This window comes from Bacillus sp. HY001 (assembly GCF_007558965.1).
Classification (GTDB): Bacteria; Bacillota; Bacilli; order Bacillales; family Bacillaceae_G; genus Bacillus_A; species Bacillus_A mobilis.
The window spans coordinates 69,280-82,004 of record NZ_VLTE01000030.1 but is presented as its reverse complement, the minus strand read 5'-3'; the positions used below and the strand labels follow the sequence as shown (position 1 = coordinate 82,004).

Annotated in this window: 17 protein-coding genes and 2 pseudogenes; 13 read left to right on the top strand and 6 right to left on the bottom strand. The window is 34.5% G+C overall.

What is annotated here, in order from left to right:
• Window positions 1–150 precede the first annotated feature (150 nt).
• On the bottom strand, window positions 151–1,014 hold the full coding sequence (prsA, locus tag FOT98_RS15325) for a peptidylprolyl isomerase PrsA (protein WP_063262021.1): 864 nt from the start codon (window positions 1,012–1,014) through the stop codon (window positions 151–153).
• 279 nt (window positions 1,015–1,293) lie between these two features.
• Here prsA and FOT98_RS33275 point away from each other — a divergent pair, with 279 nt between their 5' ends.
• The gene (locus tag FOT98_RS33275; protein WP_002007073.1) at window positions 1,294–1,407 is read left to right on the top strand and encodes a hypothetical protein; all 114 of its coding nucleotides are present in this window, start codon (window positions 1,294–1,296) and stop codon (window positions 1,405–1,407) included.
• A 30-nt stretch (window positions 1,408–1,437) separates the two neighbouring features.
• Here the strand turns inward: FOT98_RS33275 and FOT98_RS15320 are convergent, their stop codons facing one another.
• Window positions 1,438–1,632 (bottom strand): hypothetical protein, encoded by a 195-nt coding sequence (locus FOT98_RS15320; protein ID WP_000172691.1) that lies wholly within the window; start codon window positions 1,630–1,632, stop codon window positions 1,438–1,440.
• 118 nt (window positions 1,633–1,750) lie between these two features.
• On the opposite strand from FOT98_RS15320, the gene FOT98_RS15315 reads away from it, so the two are divergent.
• The gene (locus FOT98_RS15315; RefSeq protein WP_063262020.1) at window positions 1,751–2,086 is read left to right on the top strand and encodes a DUF1878 family protein; all 336 of its coding nucleotides are present in this window, start codon (window positions 1,751–1,753) and stop codon (window positions 2,084–2,086) included.
• Between the two features lie 5 nt (window positions 2,087–2,091).
• Here the strand turns inward: FOT98_RS15315 and FOT98_RS15310 are convergent, their stop codons facing one another.
• The 3 genes from FOT98_RS15310 to FOT98_RS15300 all read right to left on the bottom strand — a co-directional run bounded on the left by FOT98_RS15310 (window position 2,092) and on the right by FOT98_RS15300 (window position 3,928).
• On the bottom strand, window positions 2,092–2,649 hold the full coding sequence (locus tag FOT98_RS15310) for an HTH-type transcriptional regulator Hpr (protein ID WP_000834920.1): 558 nt from the start codon (window positions 2,647–2,649) through the stop codon (window positions 2,092–2,094).
• Between the two features lie 298 nt (window positions 2,650–2,947).
• Window positions 2,948–3,310: a YtxH domain-containing protein gene (locus tag FOT98_RS15305; protein ID WP_000030296.1), complete on the bottom strand. Its 363-nt coding sequence runs from the start codon at window positions 3,308–3,310 to the stop codon at window positions 2,948–2,950.
• Between the two features lie 183 nt (window positions 3,311–3,493).
• Window positions 3,494–3,928 (bottom strand): HIT family protein, encoded by a 435-nt coding sequence (locus FOT98_RS15300; RefSeq protein ID WP_001016840.1) that lies wholly within the window; start codon window positions 3,926–3,928, stop codon window positions 3,494–3,496.
• 559 nt (window positions 3,929–4,487) lie between these two features.
• On the opposite strand from FOT98_RS15300, the gene ecsA reads away from it, so the two are divergent.
• From ecsA to ecsC, 3 genes are read left to right on the top strand one after another with little or no spacing between them, the layout of a single operon-like run.
• On the top strand, window positions 4,488–5,231 hold the full coding sequence (ecsA, locus tag FOT98_RS15295) for an ABC transporter ATP-binding protein EcsA (RefSeq protein WP_001292604.1): 744 nt from the start codon (window positions 4,488–4,490) through the stop codon (window positions 5,229–5,231).
• Window positions 5,224–6,435 (top strand): ABC transporter permease EcsB, encoded by a 1,212-nt coding sequence (gene ecsB, locus FOT98_RS15290; protein WP_063262019.1) that lies wholly within the window; start codon window positions 5,224–5,226, stop codon window positions 6,433–6,435. Before ecsA ends, ecsB begins: the two co-directional genes overlap by 8 nt.
• Before the next feature lie 13 nt (window positions 6,436–6,448).
• The gene (ecsC, locus tag FOT98_RS15285; RefSeq protein ID WP_063262018.1) at window positions 6,449–7,156 is read left to right on the top strand and encodes an ecs operon protein EcsC; all 708 of its coding nucleotides are present in this window, start codon (window positions 6,449–6,451) and stop codon (window positions 7,154–7,156) included.
• 39 nt (window positions 7,157–7,195) lie between these two features.
• Here the strand turns inward: ecsC and FOT98_RS15280 are convergent, their stop codons facing one another.
• Complete coding sequence (locus tag FOT98_RS15280; RefSeq protein ID WP_080467714.1) at window positions 7,196–7,339, bottom strand: YjcZ family sporulation protein; 144 nt, start codon at window positions 7,337–7,339, stop codon at window positions 7,196–7,198.
• A 155-nt stretch (window positions 7,340–7,494) separates the two neighbouring features.
• Here FOT98_RS15280 and FOT98_RS15275 point away from each other — a divergent pair, with 155 nt between their 5' ends.
• The 8 genes and pseudogenes from FOT98_RS15275 to FOT98_RS15245 all read left to right on the top strand — a co-directional run.
• Window positions 7,495–8,076: a TetR/AcrR family transcriptional regulator gene (locus tag FOT98_RS15275; protein ID WP_063262017.1), complete on the top strand. Its 582-nt coding sequence runs from the start codon at window positions 7,495–7,497 to the stop codon at window positions 8,074–8,076.
• A 2-nt stretch (window positions 8,077–8,078) separates the two neighbouring features.
• Window positions 8,079–8,252, top strand: coding sequence for a hypothetical protein (locus FOT98_RS32405; protein WP_063262016.1), 174 nt, complete (start codon window positions 8,079–8,081; stop codon window positions 8,250–8,252).
• Window positions 8,253–8,331: 79 nt separating this feature from the next.
• Window positions 8,332–8,808: a PH domain-containing protein gene (locus FOT98_RS15270; protein ID WP_000371349.1), complete on the top strand. Its 477-nt coding sequence runs from the start codon at window positions 8,332–8,334 to the stop codon at window positions 8,806–8,808.
• A complete protein-coding gene (locus tag FOT98_RS15265) occupies window positions 8,801–10,252 on the top strand; it encodes a PH domain-containing protein (protein ID WP_063262015.1) in 1,452 nt (483 codons plus the stop codon). Before FOT98_RS15270 ends, FOT98_RS15265 begins: the two co-directional genes overlap by 8 nt.
• A gap of 325 nt (window positions 10,253–10,577) precedes the next feature.
• Entirely contained in the window at window positions 10,578–11,111 is a 534-nt protein-coding gene (locus FOT98_RS15260; protein ID WP_063262014.1) for a hypothetical protein, read from the top strand.
• 180 nt (window positions 11,112–11,291) lie between these two features.
• Window positions 11,292–12,167: a helix-turn-helix domain-containing protein gene (locus tag FOT98_RS15255; protein ID WP_063262013.1), complete on the top strand. Its 876-nt coding sequence runs from the start codon at window positions 11,292–11,294 to the stop codon at window positions 12,165–12,167.
• A 136-nt stretch (window positions 12,168–12,303) separates the two neighbouring features.
• Window positions 12,304–12,517, top strand: a pseudogene (locus FOT98_RS15250) (IS4 family transposase); the annotation flags it as partial.
• Window positions 12,507–12,677: pseudogene (locus FOT98_RS15245) on the top strand (PH domain-containing protein); the annotation flags it as partial. The pseudogenes FOT98_RS15250 and FOT98_RS15245, both read left to right, overlap by 11 nt.
• Window positions 12,678–12,725: the final 48 nt, after the last annotated feature.

The following is a 12,725-nucleotide window of genomic DNA, read 5'->3' as shown; positions in this document are numbered from 1 at the left end:
TATATTTCAAGAATCGCCGATATAATTGGAGTTGCGCTGATATATTTTGAACATCGCTGATATAATTTCACTTACCGAATCTGAATCAAGACCAAATGTATCGCAAAGAGAGAGCAAACAAAAAAGCTCGGGATTAGCCCGAGCTTTTCATTATTTCTTTTCGTCTTTTTTAGCGTCAGCTTTTTGCTCTTTGAAAAGATCTTTTAAATCTTTATCATCAACTTTTACGTCAGCTTTTTTGATTTCTTTCATCATAAGATCGTTCATGAATTCGCCGTCTTGTGCTTTCTTCTGAACGATTTCTTTTTTGATGTCAGCTTTTGATTGTTCGAAAGATTTTTCTGGTTCTTTAATGTCTGTTACTTTAATGATGTGGTAACCGAATTGTGATTTCACAGGCTCGCTTACTTCATCTTTTTTCAATTTATAAGCAGCATCTTCGAATTCTTTAACCATTTTACCAGGTCCGAAGAATCCTAAGTCGCCACCTTTTTCTTTTGAACCAGTATCTTCAGAGTATTGTTTCGCTAACTCGTCGAAAGATTTACCTTGTCCAAGTTCTTCTTTAACTTTTTTCGCAGTTGCTTCATCTTTTACAAGAATGTGGCTTGCTTTAATTTCAGGTTTGTAGTTATCTTTTAATTCTTTATCAGTGATTGTTTTCTCGATAGCTTTTTCTTGCGCTAATTGAGCACGCACACCATTTTTTATCGTTTCTTCTTTAATACCTTGTTGTTTTAATAGTGTATCGAATTGATCACCGTATTGTTTTTTCATTTCATCGAACTTTTTGTCTACATCTTTGTCGTCAACTTTATAGTTTTTAATAAGTACTTTTTCCATAACCATGTTATTTAGTACTTGTTTACCATATTGTTGTTTCATTTGCGTGTAAAACTCGTCTTTTGTAATGTCACCAGCTTTAGAAGTAACAACTTTGTCTGATGATGATGTTCCACATGCTGATAATGCGATTACACTTGTTGCGGCTAAGGCAAGCATAGCTTTCTTCATTCGATAAACACTCCTACTATTATGTATTTTTAATTTATCCTACCCAATGAATTTTAGTTCATAAGAGCCCGATTAAGTCTCACTGATACTTTTGCTTTTTGTATTGGTAAAGCGCGCTTAACAGGGCTTACCGAGGCTTTAGGATAAAGTTAAGATGCGTGTCATTTATTTCATAGTATAAGCAATATGTACAAAATTTAATATATCATATTTCGACTCGATTTCATATTGATAAAGAAAATTTAACCAGTATGTGTCAGATTTTGAAGGGGTTCCATATTGGGCGCATGCCGCATATACAGAAAAGAGGAGGGGATGGGGATGAATTCTCAACTTATTTTATTACTTGTACTGTTTATTTTATTGGTTATAGTAGGTATAATTTGCTTATAGAGGAAAAAAGTGAGGAAGGGGCTTCCTTCCTCACTTTCCATGAAATATAATTTCTATATAACTAGAAATTAATAAAATTGTTATACATACATTAATAACCCGAAAGACACTGGGTTGGCGGCTCGCAGCTATTTGTTTTCGTTCACACAGTGTATGTGTCATAAAATTCGTGTAAAATATAACAAGAAGTGCGAATGCGACAAAAACAACTGTTATAAGTGTCATGAGGCGAGACCTCCTTTTGGCTAAAATACATATACTTTATATATTGTATCATACGATATTTTGTTCGTGTTATAAAATTCAGAAATAGAAGACTTTGTGTTAGAAAGTGAGGGAGAAAATGGACGTTGTTAGAAGATTAGAACAAGCTGAATACTACGTAGACCTACTATTTAAAATGATTGATGAAGAAAAGTGTCCATTTTATTCTTTAATCATAAAGAAAAAAGCTCGCAAAAAAGATATTGAACGTATACTGCAACTTTGTGAAATACTGAACGAGCAATATGTAGTGGAGAAAGCAGAAGGGCTTCTGTTGTTCGATGCGCTGTTAGATCAATTTGAAAAAGCGCTTCCACATCAGCTCGAAGTACACGAAACTGCGGAAGCGCTAGCAAAACAAGGTTTATTTAACCCGCTTATGAATGAATTCTTAAGCATGATTGCGAAAAAATAAATAGATTACTTCTTAACTAACTTCTGATCGGATTCCGTAAAATTCTCCTCAATATTCTCTAATGATTTCTCAAAAATATCGATGAAGTCTTGTCCGTAAATGTTACGCAAGATAGCGATAAGTTCGATATTTTCTGGGAACTTACCATAGAAATTACGAAGTGCAAGAGCCCCATTAAATACAGAGTTATTTTCAGGATCATACTCCTCCATTAAGCGAAGTAGTAATTCTTCCCCTTTGTCTGTAATCTCAATGTACGTATTTCGTTTATCATCTTCTTTTTTCGAGAATACAAGATAGCCGCGTTCTTCCAGCTTTTTCGAGAAGTTAAACGCCGTTGATACGTGCATAACTCCAAACTTAGCAATCTCAGAAATAGAAGCCCCTTTTAAATGATAAGCGATTGATAAAATATGGTGCTCATTAATGTTTAAATCGTAAGGCTTAATCCACTGTTGCCAATCTTTCTCTACACATTTCCATAACGCTTTCGATAATTGAGCAATGCGTTGGCTGAAAATCATCGCTTCTTTTACCGAGTAATCTTTTTCTCCACTTTTCATTTACTCACCCACTTTAACATTCTTTTTCATTACTATCTATTATGCCAGTAAAATAAAAATTAATAAAGTCTTTTTGTGAGAATTGTGAAAATTTTTTGGAAAAATGACATTCTATACAAATCATGCATAACTATGGAAGCGTTTTATGAGTCGTGAATACATGTGTTGTCCATACATGTTAAGTGATAACATATATTGTAAATGCATAAAAACACGGCATATCTGTGTGATATGCCGTGTTAAGGTCAATTTATATAAAAAATATTTGTTATATGCAAAAAACTAAGCAGGAATTTGTTTACGCTTTTTCCGGAACAGCTTCTTGTAGTTTCTCAATTGATTTTTGAATGTCCAAAATCTCTTTCTCAATATGGCGCTTGTTTTGAGAAATATCTTGCTTCCAGTTCGAAAGCGTGTCTTGCATATCGTCTTTTAATTCTTGAAACACTTCTTTACCTTCTGAAGCAGTTTCAACGATTTGACGTTTTAATAATTTTGTATCAGCTGTAATATCAGCTAAAGTCTTTTTAATATCAGTTCCTTTTTCTTTTAGCTTGCCGCGCATAGCTTTACCAGAAGAAGGAGTAGAGAAAAGAACGGCTAGTCCAGCAACTGCTCCGCCGCAAATGACACCTGTAATAAAGGATTTAGCTTTTGACATAAAAGGAAACCTCCTTATTTTTTGTTCGTATTCATGATGTGAAAACATATGCATATCTTTAAGACAAGGGAAAAAAGTGTGCAGTGCACAGTCCCCGGCATCTTGAGTGGAGAAACAAGCCGTGCAATATGTAATCACTTTAGGAAAGTGGCTTGTTATGTATTACTTCTTATTATAGTGTCACTATTTCACACTATTTGCAATTGTACTTGCGATGTTTTGTAAATTTTCCATTGTGTATTCATTTTGATGTGATTTCCAAACAGCACCGAAACCATCGTTTTCACCGTAGCGTGGAATTAAATGAAGGTGGAAGTGGAACACAGTTTGTCCAGCTTTTTCACCGTTATTGTTAAGTAGGTTAAAGCCAACTGGATTAAACTCTGCTTTAATCGCATTTGCGATTTTTGGAACGACAGAAAAAATGTGTGATGCGATTTCTGGCGTTAACGCAAAAATGTCTTGTTTGTGAACTTTTGGAATAACAAGAGTATGTCCTTTTGTTACTTGACTAATATCTAAAAATGCAAGCACATGTTCATCTTCGTATACTTTTGAGCAAGGGATTTGCCCATCAATAATTTTACAAAAAATACAATTGTCCGCTGTATGATTCATTGATCTCATCCTTTCAAATATCCTTAGCCGTATTTTACCATAATTACATAAGAGAACAAACACGAAAAACAGGAAGCTGACTCAGCTTCCTGTTTTCTGAAGAGGGATTGAAAAAGCATTATCGTAATTTACGTTTCGCAGACACCTCATTTATTTAAGAAATGCACGGTAAATCGGCTAAAGTTTCTGCCGTAGACACCCCATTTTCAAGTGAAATGAATTGCAATCTTTATAAAAGGAAATTGTTTATTTTTTAAAACAGTATATGCTCTTTCGGAGACACCCCGTTTCTAAAATGAAACAAATGATCTGGTTATGTGTAAATTTCTTTGTCCAACATGGACACCCCATTTCATGATGACTTCACTATGTTGTTGTACTCATCAATTGGTGGTTGCTTTTTCAATGTGTTCCTTCTTCCTTAATTATGATGTCCGCTTTCGTAAAAATATATGCGAACAAATTTAAATTTTTTTTGAGGGCATCGATACTATGTAGTACAGCGCTATTTTTGGTAAGATGAATATAGAATGAATACTAATGAAGAAAGTGGTGTCGTATGAGCGAGTTATTGCGTGTAGAAAATGTTACAGGAGGATATACGAAACGACCTGTACTAAAAGATGTTTCGTTCTCTGTGAATAAAGGCGAACTTGTCGGCTTAATCGGTTTAAATGGAGCGGGTAAAAGTACGACGATTAAACATATTATCGGTTTAATGGAACCGAAAAAAGGAACTGTCACAATTAATGGGAAAACAATTCGTGATGATATGACAGCGTACCGTTCTAGTTTTTCGTTCATCCCAGAAACACCAGTATTATATGATGAACTAACGCTAGAAGAACATTTGAAGTTAACAGCGATGGCGTACGGTGTCGATGAAAAACAATACGAAGAACGTGTAGGACAACTATTACAAGAATTTCGCATGAAAAATCGTTTAAAATGGTTTCCATCTCATTTTTCAAAAGGGATGAAACAAAAAGTAATGATTATGAGTGCGTTTTTAGTGGAGCCATCTCTTTACATTGTGGACGAACCATTCGTTGGACTTGATCCGTTAGCGATTCAATCACTCCTTCAAATGATGGATCAAATGAAAAAGAGTGGCGCGGGCATTTTAATGAGTACACATATTTTAGCGACGGCAGAGCGTTATTGTGATTCGTTCATTATTTTGCATCAAGGTGAAGTAAGAGCGATGGGAACATTATCTGAACTGCAATCACAGTTTAATATGCCAGGTGCAACGCTAGATGATATTTATATTGCATTAACGAAGGAAGAAGATTATGAATAGCACAGCATTATGGAAAGAACGATTTCGTCACTTTCTAAAAGAAGTTCGTACATATAGTAAATACGTATTTAATGATCATTTGAAATTTATTTTCGTATTTATCATCGGCGCAGGGGCGTATTATTACCAGCAATGGTTACAAACGTTAACACCTTCGTTTCCGGCAGCGCTCGTTATGGCAGTGTTACTCGGACTCGTATTAACGGCCGGATCCATTCAAACGTTATTAAAAGAAGCGGATCTCGTTTACTTACTGCCAGTTGAAGAAAAGTTAAAACCTTACTTCACAAAGGCATTTCTCTTTACGTTTATGATTCAGTTATACATAATCGCAATCGTTGCAGCAGCGCTTGCCCCGTTATACTTCCAGCAAATGAAGCAAACAGGAGCGGCTTACATATGGATTGTACTCGCGCTTGTCATTGTAAAAGCGTGGAACTTATTCGTTGCGTGGGAAAAATCATTTTTAACAGATCAAAATATACAAAGAGCGGATTGGTTCATTCGTTTTATTTTAAACGGCGTATTTGTATACTTCCTTGTAGAACGTACTTCCGTTATGCTTATTGGCGGAATCGTCCTTCTCATGATGTTATACCTCGTAGTATTGCATCAAATGGTGAAGGGAAAGCCACTAAACTGGGAGTATTTAATTTCTGAAGAAGGTAAGAAAATGATGCTGCTGTACCGCATCGCGAACATGTTCGTTGACGTACCAGCATTAAAAGAAAGAGTAGCACGTAGAAAATGGCTTGATTTCATCCTTTCGATGATCGGTGAAAAGCGTACCTATTTATACTTATATACGAGAACGTTTTTACGATCTGGTAACTATTTTGGCTTATATGTGCGCCTTCTCGCTCTTGGCGGAGTTATTCTTTACTTCATTCCGTTTTTATATGGACGATTTATCGTAAGCTTTATCTTCCTATACTTAATCGGTTATCAGCTCTTAACTTTATGGAAACATCACCGCATGAAGATTTGGCTTGATTTGTATCCGGTCGGGGGAGAAGAGAAGAAGAAAGATTTTCTTGTCTTATTAAATGCAATCCTTATTATCGGTAGCGTGATATTTACAGTTATATTCGCCCTTGCGACGAAAGATTTTATGATGACGGGAATTTTATTAGTCGTAAGCATAGTATTTAGTATCGGTTTCGTTTATCAATACGGGGCGAAACGTATTGAGCGTTTAAATTGAAGGGAATGAACCTATGATTACATATGAAGAGAAGGTTATAAAAGAATTGGAGCAGTGGAAAGCTACATTCATGAAAGATTCTTCTATGATGACACGGTTCTCTAAGAAAGTGCAGACGAAAGTACAACAGCTTATTCCGGCGAAAGTGCAAAAAGTATTAACAGAAACGATTCGGATGATGGTGCAAACGATTAGTGCTGGATCAAACTTTATAAAGCCGAAATTAAAAGAGACGAACTGGTCATTGCAAAGAAGAGACGATGAAGTACGTAAAAAAATGGATGAGTACAAAAAAATAGCAGCGGCAGAAGGAGCAGGGACGGGAGCTGGCGGTATTCTCCTCGGTCTTGCTGATTTTCCGCTTTTACTCGGCATTAAAATTAAATTTTTATTTGATGCAGCAACGTTGTACGGATTTGATACGAGTAACAAAGAAGAGCGCCTTTTTATCCTTCACGTTTTCCAGCTTGCCTTTTCCAGTGACGACCACCGAAAAGAAATATGGAAAGCAATTGAAACGTGGGATACAGAAGAAGAAAATCATATGGACTGGGAAAAGTTCCAAACAGAGTACCGAGACTATATCGATTTAGCAAAAATGCTTCAGCTCGTACCAATAATCGGTGCCCCGGTCGGCGCATATGCGAACTATCAACTACTGCAAAGACTAGGGGAAGTGACGATGAATTGTTATCGTATGCGATTGTTGAATAGAAAGTAAAAAGAAAGCATCCTAAATGTGTGATTTAGGATGCTTTTTTTAGAAGTTAAAGCCGATATAACTAACTCCGGCAATAATCAATACGATGAAGAGTACAACGATGAATGGAAATCCGCCCTTACCAGCTTGTCCAGCTTCACCGCCGCCAGTGCCACCACTACCGCCTTTACCGCCAAGTGCCATATGTATGTCCTCCTTATTGTTATATGTTGCTTTTACTTTATATTTTCTGTATTTACCAATAAATCCCTTCTGTAATGTTAACTAACTTGCAAATCATTTCGTTTCATTTTATAATTTATTTACCGACCGGTAAGTAAAAATAAGTGAGGTACAGTATGACAAAGAATTTACAAACATCGCAAAACATTGTAGAGGCATCATTTAAACTTATGGCAGAGCACGGCATTGAGAAGATGAGCCTTTCTATGATTGCGAAAGAGGTAGGTATTTCAAAACCGGCTATTTATTATCATTTTTCTTCTAAAGAAGCGTTAGTTGATTTTTTATTTGAAGAAATTTTCTCTGGGTATCATTTCGTGAGTTATTTCGATAAAGGACAATATACGAAAGAAAACTTTGCAGAAAAGTTAATTGCCGATGGGTTACATATGCTCTCTGAGTATGAAGGGCAAGAAGGAATATTACGTGTTATAAATGAATTTATCGTAACTGCATCGCGAAATGAAAAGTATCAGAAACGTTTATTTGAAATACAAGAAGATTTCTTAAATGGTTTCCACGATTTATTGAAGAAAGGTGTGGAACTCGACGTTGTGTCACAACATGCAACAGAAGAAAATGCTCATACGTTAGCGCTTGTGATCGATAATATGAGTAATTACATGCTCATGGGATTCCAGTTAAAGTATAAAGAGATTTGGATTCAAAATGTGAAAAACGTAATGAAGGGAGAATAAAAATGAAAATGCAAAAAAACTGGTGGCTCGGTTTTCTTGGATTCATTGGTGTATATAAAATCCCAGGTATGATGGAAGCTTTTCAAGCGGATGGAAGTTGGCTTAAGTTAATTGGTTTCATTTGGTTACTTTGGTTCGGATATTTTATTCCGGAGAAGAAAGATAAAGAAGAATAAATACTAATTTTCTGTAAAGTTATGTAAAATATAATTTGAGAGTATTCATATATTAGATTACTAGATTTGGAGTGGTTACATGGATCCATTGAAAAATGAAATTCACCCTGACATGGTCAAGGTGTGGAAAACGCGTTCCTTAATTGAGCTAGGAATTAGTATTATAGTCATTTTGGCATATCTTTTCTTTATGATTAAGTTTAATTGGTGGGCTTGGATTTTTTATGTGCTCATCGGATTAACAATTGTATATACGCCGTTTGATTACTTTACGTTCCCAAAACTTCGTCAGCGCTATTATAGCTATCAACTAAATGAAGAAGAACTTGAAATTCAACACGGTCTTTTCGTCGTAAAGCGCGTATTAGTACCGATGATTCGTGTACAGCACGTGACAATTGAACAAGGACCGATTATGAGAAAATATGGCTTAGCAGAATTGCACATTTCAACAGCGGCAACTTCTCACAGCATCCCAGGCTTAACGATGTATGAAGCAGAAATGTTGAAAACGAAAATCGCAGAATTAGCGAAAGTGAGTGATGAGGATGTATAAGAGGCAGCATCCGATCACGATGTTATTAGAATTAAAAATAACAGACTTTATACCACTCATTATTTTCATGTTTAGTTTAAACGGAAAGTTCCCGTTTTGGTATTTAATTCCCGCTGCATTCGGTTTACTCACCGTTTTTTCAGCGTTTGAAAAATGGTATTACACAACATATTGGGTTGAAAATAACGTATTACATGTGAAGCAAGGGCTCTTTGTGAAGAAGGAGAGCTACTTAAATAAAGAACGTGTGCAAACGATTAATACAAGTTCTAACGTGTTATATCAAATGCTTGGCTTAAAGAAAATTCAAATCGAAACAGCTGGTGGGGGCGACGATGCAGAAGTTAGCTTAGCTGGTATTACAGCAGAAGAAGCAACAGAGCTTATTGCATTGCTAAACGAGCCAACTCCAGAAGTGAAAGCAGAAGAAACATTAGACGAAGCAGTAGAACATACAGTAGAAAAAGAAATTGTTACAGAGGAAAAACAATCGACAGAATACAAGTTAACTTGGAAAGAGATTTTATTAGCGTCTGTTACATCTGGTCAGTTTGGACTATTATTCTCGTTAATCTTTTTCGTGTACCACCAAGTAGATGAGTACATTCCGAAATGGATAGAGAATGGTGTAAAGTCGTATGTAATGGAACATGATATATATGGCTGGATTTTCATGGTGGCCGTTTTGATCGTCCTTTCGTGGGTTATATCGACAATCGGTTATGCGTTAAAACATGGAGATTTCACGGTGAATCGAAGAAATGATGAAGTCCGCATTGCCCAAGGGTTACTAGAAAGGAAAGAACTTGTACTAAAGTTACACCGTATTCAAGGGATTACGATAAAAGAAGGTATTTTCCGTCAAATGTTCGGTTATTGCGCTGTGCAAGTAGAAGTTATTCAAGGTAAAGGACTGGGTGATGAAAAAGAGAAAGTTACACTGCATCCAATCATTCGAAAAGAACGTGTGCAACAGTTACTCGCGGATTTACAATTACCATACGAACTGAATACAAACATTATTTCATTACCAAAAGCAGCATTACGCCGTTATCTCATTGATAGTCTCATCTTTTTCGCAATGCTAGCAATCCCGCTTACTGGGATAAGCATATACTTTGAAAAGTATTACATCATGTGGGCATTAATTCCGCTCGCGATTCTCATCTTTACACTTGGATACGCAACATTTAAAACAAATGGTTACAGTGTAAACGGCGAGCAAATTACGCTTGTATATCGCAGCGTCGGAAAACATACAGGACTTGTCAGAAGAAGACACGTCCAATCAATGGAAAAAACACAATCATACTTCCAGCGCCGTGCAAATCTATGTACGTATAAGTTCTCTAACGCATCATCGGAGTATAAATTAGAACATACGAGAGTAGAAGATGCGGAGAGAATGCAGGATTGGTATAAGAAGAGAATAAGTGAGAATTAAATAGAATGGCTCGTCTTTTGCGGAAGATGGGCTATTTTTTTATGTAAAGCTGATAGAAAATAATTTTAATTTCATATTTTCATTTTTTATTAAGTCTATTTTTTCTTAAATAAAATACCGGTAGTAAACCGATAAATATAAGTGAAAATAAGAAAAATGTCCGAAATACGGACAAGACAATAAAGATATTCAAGATGGTGGTAAAATAACTGTAAACCAACCTTATCCTAATTAGTAAATTTTTAGATTTTAATTGTGATATATTTAATAATTTGTTGTTAAATGTTGTTTTGTTTTAATAATATATTTATAAGGTGGAATGGTTATGAAGAAGGAAGAATTTTGGATATATTCTCAAAAAAGAATATTACCAACATTTATTGAATTAGAAGGAAGATATTATCCTACATACGCTAGTAAATTGCCCCCTTTTTGTATAACTACTTTTGGAGAGCGTAATATTACCATCACACTTTGTGAGGCACTTAGAATTAAAAAAAAGAAAGAGCCGGTAGAAGAGTTTATGTATAGCGAAATTAGCAATATAGAAGTTTCTGTTGTTAAGAAGCTCACCGCTGTTCTTTTCCTTCCTGGAACTAGAATTAATTTAGACTTAATTCTCAATTTTAAAAATGGAAGACGTTTACACTTAGAGTGCGAAACTATACGTGTTTTGCCACAAATCATAAATATTCTTTCTAAACAAAGAATAACAGTTAAAGATCCTTTGGATTTAGAACATATTTTTATATCTAAAGATTCTATTGAAGAAGTTTATGAATATTTAGAAAGTAATCTTGAAAACATGGCTAAGGAAAAAGGAATAAGTATATTTCGATTAAAGCAAACTGAAGATTAATTATACATTTTAATGGATTGGAGGATTTTTAATGGTTGAGTTTAAATGTGATAATAATTTTTATAATCAACATCTGAAAAGCGTTCAAGAATTGAATATAATTGCATTGATGTATATGCACATACTAAAATAAAAAGTAGTAATGAACATTATTTATAAAGAGGAGATAGGGGAATTAAAATGCAATTTGGTGATGTGATTAAGAAAATACGTCTTGACAAGAATATGAGTCAGTCCGAACTTGCAAAAGGTATAATGGGAAGATCACATTTATCTGAATTAGAGAATAATAAGCATTATCCGTCCTATGATAAACTCATCTTACTATTGAATAGACTCTATGTTAGTTACGATGAATTTATATTTTTATTAAATGATGAATCGTTACCATCAGACAGGGTTCTATTTAATAAATTAATCATTGCGACCAAACAAGTAGATATTTGTGATTTGCAAAAGATTTATTATGAATCCAATATTTTTTATGAGAAGACTGGCGAGACGCGTTATTATCATATGTGTCTCATTAGTAAAGCATTTGTACAATTAAAAAAAAATAGCGGCATGATTGATACCGCAATAAAACAAAAATTACAACCAATAAAGGAGTTTTTGTTCTCTAAAAAATCATGGTATTTATATGAATTGGAATTGGCTAACATTTGTTTTTTTTCATTTTCAATGGAAGAAGCGTTTTCTTTGAAGAGGACAATATCGAGGAAAATTCAGGATTATAATTTTTTAATTGAAGTTAAGAATGCACAGCAACAACTATTTTTAAACCTAAGTACTTTATGTATTGAAAATGAAAGATATGAAGAGGGACGTAAATTTGCTGAAAAAGCAGTCAGTCTCTCAAATAATTATTTGATGGTTTACGAAAATATTATTAGTTCAATTAATCTTGGACTTTGTCAAATCCTTTCCGATAAAAAACAAGTAACATATGAAATTAAATACTTTATAAATTTATTACGAGATATTGGTTATATAGATAAATACGAGTACTATTTGAATTTATTGGAAAGGTATGATGTAACGTTATATTCGAAATGACAAATAAATCGTAAAGTTACATTGAAATATAAGAATTTTCGGAGTGCTAATTGCAGGTGGGAACTTAGAAAAAATCTGTTCCACATACGACGCCAAATCTAGGGATATCCTTAGGTTACTTAAAAGATTTTTAGAATTTTATATTCATCATTGTAATGCTGTAAAATTAGAACGGCTAGAATGTCATTTATATGGACATTTAATTAGTATCCTTCTCTGTTCCTCTAACATGTTTCAAATGCGTCAATTACTCCTCATCAAGAAAAAACAAGAATTAAGCGAATATAAAGCGATTTACATTATAAAAGATTATTTTTCACTTATTTATCAATCTTTACAAAAAGACACGTCCAATCAATGGAAAAGACACAATCATATTTCCAGCGCCGTGCAAATCTATGTACGTATAAGTTCTCGAACGCATCATCGGAGTATAAATTAGAACATACGAGAGTAGAAGATGCGGAGAGAATGCAGGATTGGTATAAGAAGAGATTAAGTGAGAATTAAATAGAATGGCTCGTCTTTTGCGGAAGATGGGCTATTTTTTTATATAAA